The 19,880-nt window shown below is 46.7% G+C and carries 16 protein-coding genes; 2 read left to right on the top strand and 14 right to left on the bottom strand.

The window, feature by feature from the left end; genetic code table 11:
- Nucleotides 1–5 precede the first annotated feature (5 nt).
- The 9 genes from fis to R7E00_RS20765 all read right to left on the bottom strand — a co-directional run bounded on the left by fis (nucleotide 6) and on the right by R7E00_RS20765 (nucleotide 9,800).
- Nucleotides 6–302 carry a DNA-binding transcriptional regulator Fis gene (fis, locus tag R7E00_RS20805; RefSeq protein ID WP_000462885.1) on the bottom strand — a complete coding sequence of 99 codons (297 nt, stop codon included), beginning with the start codon at nucleotides 300–302 and terminating at the stop codon, nucleotides 6–8.
- A gap of 23 nt (nucleotides 303–325) precedes the next feature.
- Nucleotides 326–1,294 (bottom strand): tRNA dihydrouridine synthase DusB, encoded by a 969-nt coding sequence (dusB, locus tag R7E00_RS20800; protein ID WP_005382505.1) that lies wholly within the window; start codon nucleotides 1,292–1,294, stop codon nucleotides 326–328.
- A 139-nt stretch (nucleotides 1,295–1,433) separates the two neighbouring features.
- A complete protein-coding gene (prmA, locus tag R7E00_RS20795; protein ID WP_005382507.1) occupies nucleotides 1,434–2,321 on the bottom strand; it encodes a 50S ribosomal protein L11 methyltransferase in 888 nt (295 codons plus the stop codon).
- Between the two features lie 165 nt (nucleotides 2,322–2,486).
- Nucleotides 2,487–3,830, bottom strand: a complete 1,344-nt coding sequence (gene accC, locus R7E00_RS20790) for an acetyl-CoA carboxylase biotin carboxylase subunit (protein ID WP_005382509.1) — start codon at nucleotides 3,828–3,830, stop codon at nucleotides 2,487–2,489.
- Nucleotides 3,831–3,844: 14 nt separating this feature from the next.
- Entirely contained in the window at nucleotides 3,845–4,306 is a 462-nt protein-coding gene (gene accB / locus R7E00_RS20785) for an acetyl-CoA carboxylase biotin carboxyl carrier protein (RefSeq protein WP_005386355.1), read from the bottom strand.
- A 61-nt stretch (nucleotides 4,307–4,367) separates the two neighbouring features.
- Nucleotides 4,368–4,817: a type II 3-dehydroquinate dehydratase gene (gene aroQ, locus R7E00_RS20780; RefSeq protein ID WP_005382360.1), complete on the bottom strand. Its 450-nt coding sequence runs from the start codon at nucleotides 4,815–4,817 to the stop codon at nucleotides 4,368–4,370.
- A gap of 303 nt (nucleotides 4,818–5,120) precedes the next feature.
- Nucleotides 5,121–7,073 carry an acetate--CoA ligase gene (gene acs / locus R7E00_RS20775; RefSeq protein WP_262606405.1) on the bottom strand — a complete coding sequence of 651 codons (1,953 nt, stop codon included), beginning with the start codon at nucleotides 7,071–7,073 and terminating at the stop codon, nucleotides 5,121–5,123.
- Nucleotides 7,074–7,310: 237 nt separating this feature from the next.
- Nucleotides 7,311–7,940: a 3'-5' exonuclease gene (locus tag R7E00_RS20770; RefSeq protein WP_005382363.1), complete on the bottom strand. Its 630-nt coding sequence runs from the start codon at nucleotides 7,938–7,940 to the stop codon at nucleotides 7,311–7,313.
- Between the two features lie 33 nt (nucleotides 7,941–7,973).
- The gene (locus tag R7E00_RS20765) at nucleotides 7,974–9,800 is read right to left on the bottom strand and encodes a DUF294 nucleotidyltransferase-like domain-containing protein (RefSeq protein WP_005382365.1); all 1,827 of its coding nucleotides are present in this window, start codon (nucleotides 9,798–9,800) and stop codon (nucleotides 7,974–7,976) included.
- A 233-nt stretch (nucleotides 9,801–10,033) separates the two neighbouring features.
- Between R7E00_RS20765 and R7E00_RS20760 the strand changes: the two genes are divergently transcribed.
- Both R7E00_RS20760 and R7E00_RS20755 read left to right on the top strand, forming a co-directional pair.
- Nucleotides 10,034–11,221 carry a 3-phenylpropionate MFS transporter gene (locus tag R7E00_RS20760; RefSeq protein ID WP_005382367.1) on the top strand — a complete coding sequence of 396 codons (1,188 nt, stop codon included), beginning with the start codon at nucleotides 10,034–10,036 and terminating at the stop codon, nucleotides 11,219–11,221.
- Between the two features lie 135 nt (nucleotides 11,222–11,356).
- Nucleotides 11,357–14,788 (top strand): PAS-domain containing protein, encoded by a 3,432-nt coding sequence (locus R7E00_RS20755; protein ID WP_154204972.1) that lies wholly within the window; start codon nucleotides 11,357–11,359, stop codon nucleotides 14,786–14,788.
- A gap of 90 nt (nucleotides 14,789–14,878) precedes the next feature.
- On the opposite strand, the gene R7E00_RS20750 is transcribed toward R7E00_RS20755, so the two are convergent.
- The 5 genes from R7E00_RS20750 to R7E00_RS20730 all read right to left on the bottom strand — a co-directional run bounded on the left by R7E00_RS20750 (nucleotide 14,879) and on the right by R7E00_RS20730 (nucleotide 19,453).
- Nucleotides 14,879–16,264 (bottom strand): class II fumarate hydratase, encoded by a 1,386-nt coding sequence (locus R7E00_RS20750; protein ID WP_005386369.1) that lies wholly within the window; start codon nucleotides 16,262–16,264, stop codon nucleotides 14,879–14,881.
- 17 nt (nucleotides 16,265–16,281) lie between these two features.
- Complete coding sequence (locus tag R7E00_RS20745; RefSeq protein ID WP_005382370.1) at nucleotides 16,282–16,659, bottom strand: hypothetical protein; 378 nt, start codon at nucleotides 16,657–16,659, stop codon at nucleotides 16,282–16,284.
- Between the two features lie 199 nt (nucleotides 16,660–16,858).
- Entirely contained in the window at nucleotides 16,859–17,341 is a 483-nt protein-coding gene (locus R7E00_RS20740; protein ID WP_005382371.1) for a hypothetical protein, read from the bottom strand.
- Nucleotides 17,342–17,449: 108 nt separating this feature from the next.
- A complete protein-coding gene (locus tag R7E00_RS20735) occupies nucleotides 17,450–19,177 on the bottom strand; it encodes a sodium:solute symporter family protein (protein WP_005382372.1) in 1,728 nt (575 codons plus the stop codon).
- 12 nt (nucleotides 19,178–19,189) lie between these two features.
- Nucleotides 19,190–19,453 carry a DUF4212 domain-containing protein gene (locus tag R7E00_RS20730; RefSeq protein WP_005382373.1) on the bottom strand — a complete coding sequence of 88 codons (264 nt, stop codon included), beginning with the start codon at nucleotides 19,451–19,453 and terminating at the stop codon, nucleotides 19,190–19,192.
- Nucleotides 19,454–19,880 lie beyond the last annotated feature (427 nt).

Genomic DNA, 19,880 nt, shown 5'->3' with positions numbered 1-19,880 from the left:
CGGTCTTAGTTCATGCCGTATTTCTTAAGTTTCTTGCGAAGAGTACCGCGGTTGATACCCATCATAGTTGCTGCGCGAGTTTGGTTACCGCGAGTGTACTGCATGATAGTATCTAGTAGTGGCTGTTCAACTTCAGCTAGAACTAATTCGTATAGTTCTGTTACTTCCTGGCCGTTTAGTTGAGCAAGGTAGTTTTTAAGAGACGCTTTAACAGAGTCACGTAAAGGCTTCTGAGTAATCTGGTCTTGTGACGTTACTGTAGTTACTGTTAATGCTTCTGAAGTCAGATTTTGTTCGAACATATTCGGTCTAGCTCTTCTCTTAATTATGATGCAACGTTATCAAAATAACCTTCTAACGCCTCAATTTGCAGCGGAGCTGCGTCGATCGCGTTGAAGGTACGGCGAAACTCACTTGCCTGTTCATGCTCTTTCAGGTACCACCCAACGTGCTTGCGCGCGATACGTGGACCTAAGAACTCCCCATAAAACTCATGCAGAGCATTTACATGACCAAGCATAATGGTTTTCACTTCCTCAGTTGGAAGTTCCTCCATTGTGGTGCCGTTTTCCAAATAGTGATGGATTTCCTGGAAAATCCAAGGACGACCCTGGGCAGGGCGTCCAATCATTAAAGCGTCCGCACCGGTGTACTCCAGTACAAATTTGGCTTTCTCCGGGCTATCGATATCACCGTTCGCGATAACCGGAATTGAAATCGCCTCTTTTACCGCTTTAATGCTGTCATATTCGGCCTCACCTTTGTACATACATGCTTTCGTTCTGCCATGCAGAGCAAGAGCTTGTATGCCGCAGTTTTCGGCTAATTTAGCGATCTGGACACAGTTCTTGTTGTCTGTATCCCAGCCAGTTCGAGTCTTTAACGTTACAGGAACGTCCACTGCATTCACGACCGCTTTCAAAATCTCTTCGATAATGTTTGGGTATTGAAGCAGAGCAGAGCCCGCTAGCTTCTTATTCACTTTTTTTGCCGGGCAGCCCATGTTGATGTCGATGATTTGTGCACCGTTCTCAACACTGAATTGAGCTGCGTCCGCCATAAGCTGTGGATCGGAACCCGCAATCTGTACAGAGCGAATGCCCGATTCGCCCTCGTGTACCATGCGCTGTTTCGACTTTGACGTTCCCCATAGTTTTGGGTTAGCAGACATCATTTCACTGACGGCCATTCCCGCACCATAGCGAAGACACAACTCGCGAAACGGTCTATCCGTTACACCAGCCATAGGGGCTACGATTAGATTGTTCTTAAGTTGATAGTTTCCGATTTTCAAAACGTCATCACAGTTCTGTACCAGCAAGGGCGCGCATTTTACGCATTTTTTCACTGCGTGAAAAGACTAATATTTGAGCATTTACAAATTGTTTTTGTAAATTGTATGAATTTCAAACAATTAGCTCTGAAAACCTTGTCTAGCCTTGCTTACGACCAGAGATGCGACACCATTCACTTTGCTCAACAATCGGGTCAATGTGAAGCTCGTCACGGTAATAGTTCGCAACATCTTCAGCTTGAGTGTCTAATACGCCGGACATAGCGAGGTCGCCATTTGGCTTAACTAGTCCTTTGATGATAGGTGCAAGTTCACGTAAAGGTCCCGCAAGGATGTTGGCCACAACGACGTCAGCGACGAGACCTTCTGGTTGATTTTGCGGTAAGTAAACTTCTAGTTTGTCTGCAACGCCATTACGCTCAGCATTGTCTTTTGAAGCAAGCAGGGCTTGAGGATCAATGTCGATCCCTATCACTTTTTCAGCGCCCAGTTTGATCGCTGCGATCGCAAGAATACCTGAGCCACAACCGAAGTCGATAACGGTCTTACCGCTTAAGTCCATGCTTTCTAGCCACTCAAGACAAAGTGCTGTTGTAGGGTGAGTACCCGTACCGAATGCAAGGCCTGGATCCAACATAACATTAACAGCGTCAGGATCTGGAATGTCGCGCCAGCTTGGGCAAATCCATAGGCGTTCACCAAATTTCATTGGGTGGAAGTTTTCCATCCATTCGCGTTCCCAGTCTTTATCTTCAAGCTGTTCTACTTTGTAAGCAAAATTGTCAGCCAGCATATTGCTCGCTTTAATTTGGTCGATGATGAAGTTAGTGTCTGCTTCTGCATCATACAGTGCCAGAATATCAGTATCGCCCCATAAGCGAGTTTCGCCAGGTAGAGGTTCGAATACAGGTGTATCCTGCGCGTCTAAGAATGTAACAGACAGCGCGCCAGTCTCTTCCATTAGCATATCGCCGATTTGCTCAGCGTTTTCATTGGTCGCGTTGAGTTTGATTTGAATCCAAGGCATTGGTTTTTGCTCTTAAAGTGAATGAAGTGGCGCAGAGTTTACCAGAACTCTACGATTTGTTTGAGTATATACCCAAATAAGCCGATTTATATGTTGAGCCCTTTGCGTACATATAAAACAAAAATGCCCACGGGAGTGGGCATTTTTTAAGACGTTTGCTTAGGCTTATTGTAAGCCAAGCTTCTTCTCTAGGTAGTGGATGTTTGCACCACCGTGTTGGAAGTTTTCGTCATTCATAATGGAGAATTGCAGTGGCACGTTAGTTTTGATGCCTTCGATGATCATCTCACCCAGTGCGTTTTTCATACGTGCAATCGCTACATCACGGTTCTCACCGTAAGTGATCAGTTTACCAATCATTGAATCGTAATGAGGTGGTACTGTGTAGCCTGTGTAGATATGAGATTCCCAACGTACACCCATACCGCCAGGAGCGTGGAAACGCTCGATCTTACCCGGAGATGGTAGGAAGCGCTCAGGGTCTTCTGCGTTGATACGACACTCAATCGCATGGCCACGGATCTTAATATCATCTTGAGTGAATGACAGAGGCTGACCCGCTGCAACACGAAGCTGTTCTTTGATTAGGTCGATGCCAGTAACCATCTCTGTTACTGGGTGCTCTACCTGAATACGAGTGTTCATTTCGATGAAGTAGAACTCACCGTTCTCGTATAGGAATTCAAACGTACCTGCGCCGCGGTAACCGATCTCGATACATGCACGAGTACAGCGTTCACCGATGTACTTACGCATTTCTTCGGTGATACCAGGTGCTGGAGCTTCTTCCACTACTTTTTGGTGACGGCGTTGCATTGAACAGTCACGCTCACCAAGGTGGATTGCGCCGCCTTGACCGTCAGCAATAACCTGAACTTCAACGTGACGAGGGTTTTCTAGGAATTTCTCCATGTAAACCATGTCATTGTTGAACGCCGCTTTTGCTTCAGCACGTGTCATTGCAATGGCTTGGATAAGGTCTTTCTCTGCTCGAACAACACGCATACCACGACCGCCGCCGCCGCCAGATGCTTTGATGATTACTGGGTAACCAATGCGCTTAGCAAATGCTTTGTTTTTCTCTTCGTCATTGTCTAGAGGGCCGTCAGAACCCGGTACACAAGGAACGCCTGCTTTCTTCATTGCATTGATAGCAGATACTTTATCGCCCATTAGGCGGATAGTGTCTGCCTTTGGACCAACGAAGATGAAACCACTGCGCTCAACTTGCTCTGCGAAGTCTGCGTTCTCAGACAGGAAGCCGTAACCTGGGTGGATAGCAACAGCACCAGTCACTTCTGCTGCAGAAATGATGCGTGGAATGTTTAGGTAGCTGTCGATACCACGAGCAGGGCCGATACATACGGTTTCGTCTGCGAGCAGTACGTGCTTAAGATCGCGGTCAGCTGTCGAGTGAACAGCGACGGTCTTAATACCTAATTCTTTACAAGCGCGAAGAATACGAAGTGCAATTTCACCTCGGTTCGCGATGACTACTTTGTCTAGCATAAGGCAAGCCCCGCTTATTCGATTACAACAAGAGGTTGGTCGAATTCAACTGGTTGGCCGTCTTCAGCTAGGATTGCTGTAACAACGCCAGATTTGTCCGCTTCGATTTGGTTCATCATTTTCATTGCTTCAACAATACATAGAGTATCGCCAGCATTTACTTTCTGACCCACTTCTACGAATGCTTTAGAGTCTGGGCTTGGAGAGCGGTAGAAAGTACCAACCATTGGAGAAAGAACTTGGTGACCTGCAGGTGTTGCTGCTGGAGCTTCTGCTGCTGGCGCTTCCGCTACTGGTGCCGCTGCTACTGGAGCAGGTGCCGCCGCTGGAGCTGCTGCGTAGTGAATTGGTGCTTGAGGGGCTGCAGTGCCATGACGGCTGATGCGCACTGACTCTTCACCTTCAGAGATCTCTAGCTCAGCAATGCCAGACTCTTCAACTAACTCAATTAGCTTCTTGATTTTACGAATATCCATCTTTTCTTTCTCTTTTATCTTGTGATTAAGACAACCCTCGTAGGGTTGCAGAGTGTTAGGGTTACTTTGCCTGTAGCTTATTGATCGCTGCAGACAGAGCAAATTCATAACCTTGTGCGCCTAAACCGCAAATCACACCCTCTGCTTTATCTGACAGGTAAGAGTGATGACGGAATGGTTCACGTGCGTGCACATTTGATAAGTGCACCTCAATAAATGGGATGGCGACGCCAAGTAATGCATCTCGCAGCGCCACACTAGTATGAGTGAAAGCCGCTGGATTGATGATGATGAAGTCAATCTTGCCATAGGCAGCGTGAATGGCTTCAATCAGTTCGTACTCACGATTTGATTGTAGGTGTTCCAGTTCTACCCCAGCGTTATGGGCTTGCTCTGTAAGAGTATCCACAACTTGAGCTAAGGTACTGTGACCATAGTGTGTCGGTTCGCGCAGACCCAATAGATTAAGATTTGGTCCGTTTAGAACAAGAATCCGTGACTTTGCAGACATTGTGTTGCTATCTTCCCTTATCGTGAGTGGAACGTTTATATTCCCAAATATACGATAGTTCAGCACGATTTTTTTGTTAAAACCGAGCAAATTTTAAAAAATCGACCAAGATTATAGCTAATTCATAGCAATTAGCAGCAATTTACTGGTCTAATCTCCTAATAGCCACTCTCGTTTCTGTAACCAAGTTAACAAAAACAACATAATTGCCATATTTTTTGTGTGGCCAATTTGTGCACTAAAGCAAAAAACCGCCATGAGTGATGGCGGTTTTTAAAGTGCTTTTAAAACAGTTGGTTGAATTTATGCCAATTCTGCTTTCTCTGCGATAAGTTTATCTACAACGCTCGGATCGGCAAGCGTTGATGTGTCTCCGAGGTTGCTGGTATCACCCGTTGCAATTTTACGCAGGATTCGACGCATGATCTTACCAGAACGAGTCTTCGGTAAGGAATCCGTCCAGTGCAGTACATCTGGTGTTGCAATTGGACCAATTTCTTTACGCACCCAATCTTTCACTTCTTTGTGTAGCTCTGCTGACGGGAATTCACCATCGTTCAATGTAATGTAAGCGTAGATAGCTTGGCCTTTGATGTCATGTGGAATACCAACAATCGCCGCTTCTGCAATCTTGTGGTGCGCCACTAGCGCTGATTCAATTTCAGCGGTACCCATACGGTGACCCGACACGTTTAGTACGTCATCAACACGGCCAGTGATCCAGTAGTAGCCGTCTTCGTCACGACGAGCACCATCACTAGTAAAGTACATTCCCTTGAAAGTTGAGAAGTAGGTCTGTTCAAAGCGTTCGTGGTCGCCATAAACAGTACGCATCTGACCTGGCCATGAATCAAGGATCACCAAGTTACCTTCTGCTGTGGTTTCTTCAATGATGTTGCCCATGTTATCAACCAGTGCAGGTTGGACTCCGAAGAATGGTCGAGTTGCTGAGCCTGGTTTTAAGTCTGTTGCGCCTGGTAGTGGTGCAATTAAGATACCGCCGGTCTCTGTTTGCCACCAAGTATCAACGATAGGCGAGCTCTCGTTACCAATCGTTTTGTAGTACCACTCCCACGCTTCAGGGTTGATAGGCTCACCTACTGAACCCATTACACGTAAGCTTGAACGTGATGTCCCTGCTACCGCTTCGTTACCTTTTGCCATTAGTGCACGAATAGCGGTTGGCGCAGTGTAGAGAATGTTCACTTGGTGCTTATCCACCACTTCACTCATACGAGCCGTGCTTGGGTAGTTTGGAACACCTTCAAACAGAATGGTTTTGGCCCCGTTCGCTAGTGGACCATAAATTAGGTAAGTATGGCCTGTAATCCAGCCCACATCCGCGGTACACCAGAAGGTTTCACCTGGTTGATAATCGAAGACATATTTAAAGGTCATTGCCGCGTAGACGAGGTAACCGCCTGTAGTATGTAGTACGCCTTTAGGTTTACCTGTCGAGCCAGATGTGTAGAGGATGAACAGCGGGTCTTCGGCTTTCATCTCTTCTGGTGGGCAAACGTCAGAAACGTTGGCTGTTGCTTCGTGCCACCAAACATCACGGTGTTCATGCCATTCAACATCACCACCTGTACGTTTAAGCACGACGACTTTATTGATGGTTTTTACGTCTGGGTTGGTTAGTGCTTCATCCACGTTCTTTTTCAGTGGAACAGCGCGTCCGCCACGTACGCCTTCGTCTGCGGTGATCACGACTTTAGCGTCAGAGTCGATGATACGGCCGGATAGCGCTTCTGGTGAGAAACCGCCAAATACTACGGTGTGAACCGCACCAATACGGGTACAAGCGAGCATAGCCACTGCAGCTTCTGGCACCATTGGCATGTATAGACACACCACGTCGCCCTTGCGTACGCCTTGCTCTTTCAATGCGTTGGAGAATTTACACACTTCTTTGTGCAGTTCGTTGAAAGTGAGTGTTTTGTCGTCGGCTGGATCATCGCCTTCCCAAATGATGGCGACGTCATCCCCGTGTTCTGCAAGATGACGGTCAATACAGTTAGCCGAGACGTTCAGTGTGCCATCTTCAAACCAGCGAATATCAACATGGCCAGTGTCGAAAGAAGTGCTTTTTACTTTGGTGAAAGGTTTGATCCAATCAACGATTTTGCCGTGTTCGTTCCAGAAGCCCTCTGGATCGGTTACCGACTGCTGATACATGGCTAAGTAAGTATCATTATCCGCGTGTGTATGAGTTTTAATATTTTCTTTTACCGGATAAACGTGGGCTTCGCTCATGGCTTCTCTCCTTGTGCCTTATTTCTCGGCCTTACACCAATCTAGATAAGATTTTGAATATATTTTTGTAGGGCTGTTTTTTGGTTCTAAATAACTTGGTCGTGGTAATGACGACGTTGTGCTTATAACTGTCAGTCACCGCGCGTATTTCCACAATTAGACTTTAGGATGAGAGTGATAGAAGCGCCGGGAAATCGCTGAAACAAAAGTATTTCTGGGAGCTAGGTCAACTGATTTTTATGTATACGGTGCGGTTAGGTTGGGTAAATCGCCTTTCGTTAAGCGGACAAAGACCAAAGCGGCAGAAATCGCGTCTTGCAAGGCGTCGTGTTTGTCTTGGATAGGAAGTTCGAGGTGTTTACAAATGGCATCCAGACTTAAGTCGAAATAGGCATTCGGCAAATGTCGTTCCAACTTATCGTGATAAATCTGACTGACCTCGATGAGTGGGTTAGGAAGTGGGAAGCCAAGTTGCCTCAGACAAGCAAGGTCTAAGATCTTTTTATCGTAACGAATGTGATAGCCCACAAGTGGTCGGTTGCCGATAAAGTCGAGCAGCTCGAGCAGCGCCTCTTTTTCACTGATGCCATCGACTAAGTCTTGGTGGCGAATTCGATGGATCTTGACCGAGCCAGAGTCGAGCGATTGCGGCGCGCGTAAGCGGACTTCAAATGGTTGACTGGTGATGATGCGGTTGTCGATGATCTTGGTGGCTGCAATAGTCACCAGCTCGGCGCGATTTGGGTCAAGGCTGGTGGTTTCGCAGTCAAGAGAGACGTATTCTGTTTTATCTGGCGTGCAAAACAGCGACTGATAAGGCGAGCCTTTCAATTTGTAATGCCAGTATTTGCGTTGTAACCAGTTCATTGCTTACGCCTCTGTGATTTATGAAAATCAGGGTTAATCACGAATTTGATAATGGAAGCCTAAAAATTGCTTAAATTTCTTCACCACATGTAAGCTGTGGCGAAGCAAATCACGCTCAGTTCTATCCAGTTGTTTAATATCAATGTTATTCAACGCTTCTTGCTTTTTGAGTTGCTGATTAAGGCGAAGTTTAAAGAACAATTTCAGTGCTTCGTTGAGATTATCTGCCGTTTCGGATTCTAAGATGCGCTTATTTCTCAGAGCTTCAATGCGCTCAAACGTGTTCTTCTCCTCAATGGCATATTCCAAAGACAAGGTGCGAATGCCGTGTACAATTGGGAAAATACCGCCGCGTTTAATGTCCAATCCGTCTTTAGCACTTTTTACGTTGCCAAATAGAGTTAGGGGCACCGAAAACTGCAAGGCAGGGCGAGTAAAGTCAGACAATATCAACATGCGATCTTTCATTGTGTCACGAAGATGCGCCGCAATTGGAGCCAGCAGCTCGCAATTCCCAGCAACAGCATGGGCGTCACTGAAAATAGCTAAGTCCATGATTTGTTCTGGTTCGGCTTTAGCTATCCAGTGGTTTAGGGTACTTATCCATTCTTGCTGTGTTTTGACCCATTTCGGGTTGTTAACCATCACTTTACCAGGGCAAAGTGGATAACCGAGCTGTTGTAGGGTGTGTGTGAAGGATTGCATCACTTGTTCGCAATGAGGCCATTCCAAACCATCTTGAATAATCAGGGCATTGTCTTGATCGGTTTTGAGAATTTGCTCTCCTCGGCCTTCAGAGCCGAGTACGATCAAGCAACAATGGTCGTGCAAGGCTGGTGGTATCACTAACTCGAACGCTTTCTCGATAATTTGTTCGTTTACGGCTGAGATAAGCTCCATGATGAAGCGAGTGCGGATGCCGTTTTTCAATAAGCTCTCGACCAATTGACGTTGGCGGTTTGAGGCCAAAGCGAGCTCTTCCACGCTGCTTGCTCGAGCAATACTGAGCGTTAACACGTGAGAGTGGGTTGAGAACGCGCTGAGAATTTGGGTCATATCCAGCATGCCGACGGCTCGGTTGCCTTCACATACCATGAGGCGTTTCATTCTATTTCTGGTCATTGTGATCATGGCGTTGAATAGAAAGTCACCATCATCAACGTGATAAACAGGAAAGCTCGCGATCTCACCCACTGGTGTGTCGAGCGCGCAACCATCTATCATCACAGAATGCAGCATATTAGTACGAGTCACTATTGCGTACGGGTGGGCTGATGGCCATTTTTCCAATCGTGGATCATCGCCATGGAGTTGAACCAATGCAGCGTCAATCCCATTTTCTTTTAAGGAACGTGTTACCTCGTTAATTGGTGTATTTGGTTCAAGGATCATCGGTGGGTGATAAATGCTGCGGTCAACTTTAGTGAGAATAAACTCCGCTAAGTTTTGCTGTTGATGGGCCGCTTCGATGAGCTCTTGCCGTTTCGATAAATTGTTATCGAAATAGGCTGCAAACTGGCCATTTTCGTTGTAAAGGGCAAGGAAAACTTCTTTCGGCAGTAGGTAAGAGAGCGTGTCCTCAAGCGCGATGTAGTGATGACGTACCTTGTCTTCAAGTAACGAGCGTACATCGAACATATCGTCGTTGGCATAATGTGCGAACACTTCCTGTTGATCGTTGGAGCGCTCTTCTACCGCGCCTTTGATCAGAATATGTAAGTGGGGGTTCTTCTGTCCGCAGGATAAAATAACATCTCGAGCTCGATAGTAGGCGACGTCCAGAGACGATCGCAGTCGCGATTGTTGTGCTTCAGTTAAGCGATCGAACGGTGGAGATTGCATGTTAAATTTGTCAGGCATGAGAACACCCAATAATGATGGAAGGAACACTCTCTAAGTCTGACAAATTTCTTACCGGAAGCCAGACGACTTTGGTCTAAATTACGATGTTTTCGTTTGAAGATGCCAAATGTCGCAAAGTTAGTATTCCATCGAGGAAACGATAAGTTTCTTATTCTTCCCTTTTTATAATACGCATGGCGATCCATAATTCCCGGCTCGAACGTTGGTGTTCCCGTTTTAGGATATTAGTAATGTTGAAACCTTCTCCGTATGGCTGGATTTCCCAGTACTTTCTCGGATTCTTCTTTGCGTATGGCGTGTATCTGCCATTTTGGTCACTTTGGTTTAAGGATCAGGGCGTATCTTCGACAGATATCGGTTTGCTGGTCGGGTTAGGCCTTGCGACACGTTGTGTTGCCAATATCGTGATCACCCCACGAGTACACAAAGTCGAACATCTTATGCCTGCTTTACGTTGGTTGAGTTTCGCTGCCCTCCTTTTTGTTGGATTTCACTTTTTTACGGGTGGTAGCTTTTGGTTAATGGCACTAGCGACAGTGTTGTTCAATCTTTGTTGTGGACCGATTATTCCGTTGTCGGACGCGATGGCAAATTACTACGCTCGCCTGAAAATGCTCGATTATGGCCGCACGCGGCTATGGGGTTCGATCGCCTTTATCGCAGGCTCGACGGCAGTGGGCTACCTGGTGGCTGAATTTGGCTCCGATATGATCTTGTACACTGCGATGTTCGGCGTGTTTATCTCGTTGCTGTTTGCTATGCGACCGACTAACCCAATGCCTGTAACGCACGGTGGGCAAAGCGCAGAACGTCCAAAGCTGACCGCTCTTTTGACCGACAAGCCGATACTAAAATTCTTAGTGTTGGTGTCACTAATTCAGGGCAGTCATGCGGCTTACTACGGCTTTAGTGCGATTCACTGGAAGGCCGCTGGTCACTCGGAAGATGTCATTGGCTACTTGTGGAGCTTAGGAGTGGCCGCAGAAGTGGCAGTGTTTGCACTGAGTAAGCGCTTATTCGTAGGTTGGTCAATACGCGCGCTGTTTATTGCTGCTGCCGTTGGTGTAATGATGCGTTGGGGTATTACGGCGTCGACAACATCAATTATTGCTTTGGTGATTGTTCAACTATTGCATGGTGTGACTTTCGCTACCGCACACATTGCCGCGATCCAATATATCCAAAACTCCGAAGAAAATAAGATCGTAGCGTTGCAAGCGTTGTATAACGCGATTCCGTTGGGCGCATTTATCGCGTTAATGACCGTATTGAGTGGCTGGGGTTATGAGCACTGGGGACCGCTTGTGTTCTGGGGCATGGCCGCGATGGGGTTATTGGCTCTGTTCATCAAGCTTGATTCGCAAGACCCACATCAGGTGGTTGATGTATCAGACAAGCCACTTGAAACACAGAATTAGACTTATGTAACAAAGGTTAAAAACTAAGCTTTGTCTCCGTTATCAAAGCAGTGTTAAATGAAACCTCTCCCTCATGGAGAGGTTTTTTTATTCTCTTGCTTTAAAAGTAGCAAGAAAGGCAAGAAAGGATATCGGATGCAAGGATGGCTGGTGGTTCCCGTTTCTTTAGCGTATTTGGGAGCTTTATTTATCATCGCGTGGTACGGCGACATTCAGAAAAGGTGGCTAGCGCGCTGGCGGCCTTGGATTTATAGCCTTTCCATTGCGGTGTACTGTACATCGTGGACCTTCTACGGCACGGTCGGGCAAGCCAGCAGTAATCCTTGGTCTTTCTTGCCCATCTATATCGCCCCCATTTTAGTGTTTACCATCGGATGGCGCGTTTTAGCTCGGCTTATTTTGATTGCTAAACGGGAACACATCACGTCGATTGCTGACTTTATCGGAGCACGCTACGGTAAATCCCAAGGTTTGGCCGTGGTTGTTACGCTCATAGCGGTTGCGGGAATTTTGCCGTACATCGCTTTACAGCTGCGTGGTATCACTATGGGGCTTGAAATCATTGCACCAGAGCTGGCTACTGATTTTGGTTATCAAAACGATAGCGTGTCGTGGTTTGTTGTGGTCGCATTGGCGATTTTTACGATGCTATTCGGTACCCGCCACATTGATAACACGGAACACCATCGTGGGATGATGATGGCAATTGCCTTCGAATCCATTATCAAACTGCTGGCTTTTTTAGTGGTTGGTGTCTTCATTGTTTGGTTGGCGATGAACACCGAGAGTTTGAGCTTAATAGATGTTGCCGCACAGACGTATCAGTCACCAAATATCCCGACTATATTGATTCATACTGTACTCACGATGCTGGCGATCGTTTGCCTTCCGCGACAATTCCATACGATGGTGGTGGAAAATGAACGTGCTCAAGATTTGCACGTGGCGCGTTGGTTGTTCCCCATTTATCTGATCTTAATGGGGATTTTTGTCTTACCTATTGCATGGGTAGGGCAAGGTCTCTTGAGTGGCGCTTCGCCTGATACTTATGTCATCAGTGTGCCGATGTCGGTAGGGGCGAGTGAAATCGCCTTGCTTGCGTTTCTAGGCGGTACTTCAGCGGCAAGTGGCATGGTTATCGTATCGACGATTGCCTTAGCGATCATGGTCTCGAATGACTTGGTTATGCCATTGCTATTGCGTCGCATGCGACTGACGCAGCGTAACCATCACCATTTTTCTGAATTATTACTGCGGATCCGCCGTGGTTTGATTTTAGTTTTGTTGATTGGCGCGTGGTGTTTCTATCAAGCGTTGGACACCATTCATTCACTTTCTGCTATCGGCTTTCTATCGTTCGCGGCTATCACGCAATTCGCTCCTGCGCTGGTTGGCGGTATGTATTGGCGTCAAGGGAATAAGAAAGGTGTGTATGTTGGCCTCGCGGTGGGTTTTGCTACCTGGTTGATTACGTTAATGAGCCAAACAGACATGCTTGCCGGAGACGCCAGTAATAACTTCCTGATCTGGTTGATTACGCCACCAGAGGTATTGGCTAGCTTTGATATCGCGATTTCAGATTGGGGGATGATCCTCAGCGTGGTCGCTAATGCAGTGTGTTTTGTTGTGGTTTCTATGGCTACCCGACCAAGCCTAAGTGAGCGCTTACAATCGGCATCATTCGTTGGTACACCGTTGCCTGAAAGCGAAAATATGAGTCTGTACCAGAGCCGCGTTACGGTTGCAGAACTGGAAATGCTAGCATCCAGATTTGTAGGACGAACGCGAGTTAAAGCGGCGTTTCAAGCCTACTGGAGCCAGCAACGAGAAGAGTTGATGCCGAATCAACAAGCGCCATCTTCTCTGATTCGGCATACGGAGCGTGTGCTAGCAGGGGTATTTGGAGCATCTTCTGCTAAGTTAGTACTTACTTCCGCTCTGCAAGGAAGAAACATGCAGCTTGAAGAGGTGGCGACTATCGTCGATGAAGCCTCTGAACTGTACGATTTTAGTCGGGGTTTACTCCAAGGCGCGATTGAGCATATTGGACAAGGTATTGCGGTCGTCGATAAGCAACTACGCTTGGTAGCGTGGAACCAACGCTATTTAGAACTCTTTGAATTTCCGCCAGGCCTGATTCAAGTAGGTCGACCGATTGCGGATGTGATTCGGCACAATGCAGAGCAGGGGTTGTGTGGCCCTGGTGACCCTGATGACCACGTTCGTCGCCGTGTTTATCACCTTGAGCAAGGGACTCGGCACACCTCTTCTCGGGTTCGTCCCGATGGTCGCGTGATAGAGGTGCAAGGTAACCCAATGCCAGGTGGTGGCTTTGTGATGAGCTTTACCGACATCACCGTATTCCGTGATGCAGAGCAAGCACTGAAAGACGCCAACGAGACATTGGAAGAAAGGGTACGTCTGCGGACTCGAGAATTAGAACAACTCAACAAGCAGCTGGTGGAAGCGACGCAGCGCTCTGATTTGGAATCGAAGTCCAAATCACGGTTCTTGGCGGCAGTAAGCCATGACTTGATGCAACCGCTCAACGCGGCGCGTCTATTCGCATCTTCACTATCGGAAGTCGCCAAAGACAGCGAAGCCAAAAAGCTGTCAGCACACATTGAAAGTGCTTTAGAGGCTGCCGAAGACTTAATTGGAGATTTGCTGGATATCTCGCGTTTGGAATCGGGCAAGTTGGAAGTCAACGTGCATGGCTTTGCGTTAAATGATGTGTTATCGAATTTGAATGCTGAGTTTAGTGCGTTAGCCAAACAGCAAGGTATAGAGTTCACCATGATTCCGTCCTCACTCATGGTTAAGTCGGATCCCAAACTGCTGCGCCGTGTGGTGCAAAACTTCCTGACCAATGCGTTTCGTTATAACCCGAATGGCAAAGTCGCACTCGGTGTTCGCCGCGTGAAAGGGCGAGTGCGTATTGATGTATGGGATAATGGAGTGGGGATTGAAGAAGAGAAGCAGCAAGAGATTTTTGAAGAGTTTAATCGCGGAACTCAAGTTCGTTCCGACCAAGGTCTCGGACTTGGTTTGGCGATTTCGAAAGGAATTGCTCAGGTACTTGGGCATGAAATTTCGATGCGCTCTTGGGTTGGAAAAGGCAGTGTTTTTTCCATCACCCTAGATAAAGCTGATCATGTTCAGCCTCATCCAGTTCACGTGGCGATGAATAAGCAATCTGAACTTGGTCATCTGAGAATCCTATGTGTCGATAATGAGCCTGACATTCTAGTCGGCATGGAAAACTTACTTTCCCGATGGGGTTGCGATACACGAGTTGCGATTGATTTAGTTGAAAGTCTACAAGCGCTTGAGGATGGTTGGATTCCGGATGTAATTTTCTCCGATTACCGACTTGATGATGGTCGTACTGGTTTAGAAGTGCTACAGCAATGCCGCCTGAGATTAGGCCACAGCTTTGAAGGCGTCATCATCAGTGCAGATCGTACCGATGATATGCTTGATGGCATCAAAGCAAATGGGTTCAGCTTTATTGCTAAGCCAGTTAAGCCGCTTAAGTTGCGTTCGGTGCTCAATCGAGTCGCTTAGGATTGGAGTGTTTGAAAAATCGCTATAAAAGAGACCTCCGAATGGAGGTCTCGATGTTTGTAATCTTAGTTGATAGGCTGAGTTTGCCGTTTATTCTGCGACGCCGCCTTGGGTCAGTTTGGCTGGATTAAGCAATCGCTCTAGTGTGGCTCTATCCAAATCAGTTTCTTCTTCCGCGACATCAATAATCGCGCGCCCCTGTTTGTAGGCTTTTTTCGCGACTTCTGCCGCTTTTAGGTAACCAATGACCGGGTTGAGAGCCGTGACCAAAATTGGGTTTTTGGCGAGTGCTACATCCAAGTTATCTTGGCGAACTTCAAACGTCGCAATGGCTTTGTCAGCTAAAGCGGTTGCGCTGTTAGAGAGTAACTCGATGCTCTCCAATACGTTATGAGCAATAACTGGCAACATGACGTTAAGCTGGAAGTTGCCCGCTTGGCCTGCGACGGTAATGGTGGTGTCATTACCAATGACTTGCGCTGATGCCATCGCTGCGGCTTCTGGGATCACAGGATTTACTTTGCCAGGCATGATGGAAGAACCCGGTTGCAAGCCTTGTAATTCTATCTCACCTAAACCAGCCAATGGGCCTGAATTCATCCAACGAAGATCGTTTGCGATCTTCATGATCGCAACTGCTGCTGTTTTGAGCTGTCCCGACAGAGCGACGATCGCATCTTGACTGCTTAAATTGAAAAAGAAGTTATCACTGGCCGTGAACTGAATACGAGTTGACTGGGTTAGGTTGCTAGCGAATAAGTCTGCAAAGCGTGGATCGGCATTGATCCCCGTTCCAACCGCCGTACCACCTTGGGCTAAGGCTTTTACAGCAGGAAGTGTTTGTTCAATCGCTTGTTTTGCATGCTCGATTTGGAACTGCCAACCGCCAAGTTCTTGAGCAAAGGTAATTGGCATCGCATCCATTAAGTGGGTGCGACCGGTTTTTACAACATCTTTCAATGCTTGTTGCTTAGACTCTAGTGTTTGGCTTAGGTGTGACAGGGCCGGGAAGAGCTGTTTTTCAATGGCTAATGCTGCGCTAACTTGAATGGCCGTCGGTACCACATCGTTGCTGCTTTGTCCCATGTTGACGTGATCATTAGGGCTGACAGTGCCGCCTAGATGCTGGGAGGCCAGTGTTGCAATTACTTCATTCGCATTCATATTTGAGCTAGTGCCTGATCCTGTTTGGAACACGTCAATTGGGAATTGCTCAATATGATTGCCTTCGATAATTGCTTGAGCTGCGTCAGCAATCGCGTTGGCAATATCTCCTTCAAGCAGCCCTAGCTGTGCGTTGGTGAGTGCCGCAGTCTGCTTGATGTGTGCTAACGCTTTGATAAAACCAGATGGCATTTTATGTTGACTGAATGAGAAGTTATCGACGGCGCGTTGAGTCTGGGCTTGGTAGAGAGCATCTGCAGGGACAGTAACTTCGCCCATACTGTCAGTTTCTATGCGGAATTCGGTGCTCATGGTAGGGATCCTTTTGGTTAATCAAGTGAGATTTGAATCAGGCGTAATTGTTGTTGTAGTGCGAGAAATTTCACGTCGCCTTGTTCAAACTGGTAGTAATAGCGTTTGAGACAGAATAATGGCGTATGGATAGAATCGAGACAGACACGACGGAAGATACGACTGCGAGTTGAGTCTTGAATTGCGTCTAGTAAATGGAAATAAACCTGACGTAAAAACAGCTCACACAACAATAGATTTTCTTCATCGGCATCGTGTTCATAACAAGAAGACAACACCATTCCCCAATGAATATAGTCATGAATCACGTCTGGCTCAAAGCCATGTGGTGCGGCGAGAAGGAATCTATCTTGGGCTTTAAAAAATGCGTTAAAGATGTCCCGTTTGTTGTCCATAACCACCTCTCATTAAATGTAATGATAATTATTATCAATTAACTTGTGAGTTGGCAACCCTTTTTAGAGTAAGAGGTTGTTGAAGAAAGACTTACGGAAACAAAAGCCGACGCAAAGGCGTCGGCTGAGTAGGAATTCATTTATGCTGAGTGAAACTAAGTCACTGTCGTTTGAATACCGGTGAATTAGCTTGTCACCGTTATTCAGTAAATAAGGTTTCGTACTTCACAAATGCGGTTTGTGTTTCACCATAATACAGTGTACCGCCTGATTGAATGACGACTCTTAACCAGCTTTCTGCAGATGCAGGCTTTGGTAAGGTGATGTACCAGCTTTGGCCTGCTTGATCGGCGGGCTTCATATCAATCGGTTGAGCGTTTTTCTCTTTGTCACTCACAATAGAAACTTTAACACCTTCGAGTGGGTAAGCGGCGTTGAGTGATAATTCTAAGTTATTTTTAGTGAGTTTTTCCGAGCGAAATTTCACTTTAAAATCGCCATTTTCCATATCACACAGACCACTGGTGTAACGACAATTAGACTTACTCGCGAGTTTGTAAGTTTCCCCTTCTTGCGCCGCGTGGGGCTTCTCGCTGAGGGCCATATCGGTACCGAAGTAAGCGATCAAAGAGAGAACTGGCGCAATCAGTAGAGCGAGAATAAAGTGCTTGTTTTTGAACATCTTGGCTTCCTTGCAACGACATACTGCGAATATGGTAACTGAAAAGTGAGAATAAAAAAGCCCCGGACGGCTGGTTCCAAACGGGGCTTTTGTGGTTTTGATTAGTTTTTAGTGATCCACTGCACTACCAGCACCTACTGGCACGCGAACGTGTTCGACTAGGTCTTTTACTTCTTGTGGCGTTTCTGCTGTTACTTTGGATACAGCGAATGCGACGATGAAGTTAAATAGTGCGCCAATAGCACCAAACGCGTTTGGCTCAATACCCAGGAACCAGTTTGTTCCCCAGCTTTCTAGATATTTCCAATCAGCAACGAAAAGGATGCCTTTGTGTTGGAATACGTAGAACAGCGTAATACTGATACCCGCAATCATACCGGCGATTGCGCCTTCTTTGTTGATGCTCTTGCTGAAGATGCCCATCATCAATGCAGGGAAGATGGATGAAGCGGCAAGACCAAAGGCGAGTGCTACCGTACCTGCGGCAAATCCAGGCGGATTTAAACCGAGATAGCCTGCGGCTGCTATCGCTACTGCCATTGATATTCGACTAGCAAGTAGCTCTTTTTTCTCGGATATGTTCGGATTGATAACCCCTTTGATTAAGTCATGGGAAATAGCTGAAGAAATGGCGAGTAGTAAACCTGCTGCGGTAGATAGTGCAGCTGCAAGACCACCTGCTGCCACAAGTGCAATCACCCAGTTTGGTAGTTTAGCGATCTCTGGGTTAGCCAATACCATGATGTCGTTATCAACGCGCAGTTCGTTGGTGGACGCATCTGAAGTGTATTGGATATTGCCATCGCCATTTTTATCGTCAAAACCGAGTAGTCCAGTTGTTTCCCAGTTTTTGAACCACGCAGGACGCTCGTCATACGCTAGGTGCTGACCCGGAGCTGGATTTACCGTATTCATTAGGTTGAGACGAGCCATCGCTGATACCGCTGGTGCAGTAGTGTAAAGGATGGCGATGAAGATCAGAGCCCAACCTGCTGATGTACGTGCGTCGCGAACCTTCGGCACGGTAAAGAAACGGATAATTACGTGTGGTAGACCGGCAGTACCAATCATCAGTGACATGGTGTAGACAAACATATTAAGTGTGTCGCCACGTACTTGGGTCGTGTATTCACTGAATCCGAGTTCGGTCACCACTTGGTCAAGCCGATCGAGTAGATAGACATCGGTACCAGCCATGGTACTCCCTAGACCAATTTGTGGGATTGGGTTACCAGTGAGTTGCAGAGAGATAAAGATTGCAGGGATAGTGTAAGCAAGAATGAGTACGCAATATTGAGCAATCTGCGTGTAAGTGATGCCTTTCATGCCGCCAAGAACCGCGTACATGAAAACGATACACATACCAATTAATAGGCCAGTGGAGTAATCCACTTCTAAGAAGCGACCAAACGCAACGCCCACGCCTTTCATCTGACCGATAACATAAGTCACTGATGCGATGATAAGACAAACAACCGCTACGATACGTGCTGTGTTGGAGTAAAAGCGTTCACCAACAAACTCTGGCACCGTAAACTTACCAAATTTGCGTAGGTAAGGCGCTAGCAACAGCGCAAGCAGAACGTAGCCACCAGTCCAACCCATTAGAAATACGGAGCCGCCATAGCCCATGAAGGCAATTAAGCCTGCCATTGAGATAAACGACGCTGCGGACATCCAATCGGCTGCGGTTGCCATACCGTTTGCAATCGGGTTTACACCGCCACCAGCAACATAAAACTCTTTGGTTGATCCGGCGCGAGCCCAAATAGCAATCCCGATGTACAGGATGAACGTGGCGCCAACGACCAGGTAGGTAATAGTTTTCAAATCCATCTGAGTGACTCCTTATTCGTCCACGCCGAATTCACGGTCAATTTGGCGCATCTTCCATGCGTAATAGAAAATAATTCCTAGGAACGCATAGATGGAGCCTTGTTGAGCAAACCAGAAACCGAGTTTGTAACCGCCTAGTTGAAATTGATTTAGTACGTCGACAAATAAAATGCCGCAGCCGAAAGACACGACGAACCAGATGACCATTAGGCCGATCATGAGCTTCACGTTTTTGTCCCAATAGGCTTTGGCTCTTTCTTCGCTTTCAAATGCCATTGCCGTCTCCTTACGATTGGTATTGTTGTTAATGAAATGTTTCAATATGTACATTAGCAAGGTGTTGGCAATAACTCTTTTCAACTTTAGTCGGGGTGTTAAAAATGAAGAACCCCCATATTATGGGCTTTTGCAGCGAACAAAGGGGCAAAACGTTATGTTAATAAACTGTTAAGTTAGCCAAAGGTCTAAAGGTTGATTGGATAAACAGGCATGATTAAGACGGGCCATTAATCTTTTCTTCATTGAACTTGGAGATGCTGTGTAAGTATTGGTGGTGATCTTGTGGCTCTTAAAGAGAGAAGGCGTAGATAAGAAAGCTCACAAGTAATTTATTTACATAAAGTTTTCGCATCAAATCACCGTTTTAACGCACAATAAAGTAATATAACTGAGTCATTCTCGTACAACCTCGCATTTTGAGACG

Source organism: Vibrio sp. Vb1755, from assembly GCF_033338635.1.
Taxonomy (GTDB): Bacteria; Pseudomonadota; Gammaproteobacteria; order Enterobacterales; family Vibrionaceae; genus Vibrio; species Vibrio alginolyticus.
This window is presented reverse-complemented; position numbering and strand designations above follow the sequence as displayed.

What these genes read in the sequence shown, in the direction of transcription:
- prmA (WP_005382507.1), bottom strand. Translation starts at nt 2,321, where the DNA reads ATGCCTTGGATTCAAATCAAACTCAACGCGACCAATGAAAACGCTGAG.
- R7E00_RS20770 (WP_005382363.1), bottom strand. Translation starts at nt 7,940, where the DNA reads ATGAACTGGTTACAACGCAAATACTGGCATTACAAATTGAAAGGCTCG.
- R7E00_RS20735 (WP_005382372.1), bottom strand. Translation starts at nt 19,177, where the DNA reads ATGGATTTGAAAACTATTACCTACCTGGTCGTTGGCGCCACGTTCATC.
- R7E00_RS20760 (WP_005382367.1), top strand. Translation starts at nt 10,034, where the DNA reads ATGTTGAAACCTTCTCCGTATGGCTGGATTTCCCAGTACTTTCTCGGA.
- R7E00_RS20750 (WP_005386369.1), bottom strand. Translation starts at nt 16,264, where the DNA reads ATGAGCACCGAATTCCGCATAGAAACTGACAGTATGGGCGAAGTTACT.
- R7E00_RS20755 (WP_154204972.1), top strand. Translation starts at nt 11,357, where the DNA reads ATGCAAGGATGGCTGGTGGTTCCCGTTTCTTTAGCGTATTTGGGAGCT.
- R7E00_RS20745 (WP_005382370.1), bottom strand. Translation starts at nt 16,659, where the DNA reads ATGGACAACAAACGGGACATCTTTAACGCATTTTTTAAAGCCCAAGAT.
- R7E00_RS20740 (WP_005382371.1), bottom strand. Translation starts at nt 17,341, where the DNA reads ATGTTCAAAAACAAGCACTTTATTCTCGCTCTACTGATTGCGCCAGTT.
- aroQ (WP_005382360.1), bottom strand. Translation starts at nt 4,817, where the DNA reads ATGTCTGCAAAGTCACGGATTCTTGTTCTAAACGGACCAAATCTTAAT.
- R7E00_RS20730 (WP_005382373.1), bottom strand. Translation starts at nt 19,453, where the DNA reads ATGGCATTTGAAAGCGAAGAAAGAGCCAAAGCCTATTGGGACAAAAAC.
- fis (WP_000462885.1), bottom strand. Translation starts at nt 302, where the DNA reads ATGTTCGAACAAAATCTGACTTCAGAAGCATTAACAGTAACTACAGTA.
- accB (WP_005386355.1), bottom strand. Translation starts at nt 4,306, where the DNA reads ATGGATATTCGTAAAATCAAGAAGCTAATTGAGTTAGTTGAAGAGTCT.
- accC (WP_005382509.1), bottom strand. Translation starts at nt 3,830, where the DNA reads ATGCTAGACAAAGTAGTCATCGCGAACCGAGGTGAAATTGCACTTCGT.
- acs (WP_262606405.1), bottom strand. Translation starts at nt 7,073, where the DNA reads ATGAGCGAAGCCCACGTTTATCCGGTAAAAGAAAATATTAAAACTCAT.
- R7E00_RS20765 (WP_005382365.1), bottom strand. Translation starts at nt 9,800, where the DNA reads ATGCCTGACAAATTTAACATGCAATCTCCACCGTTCGATCGCTTAACT.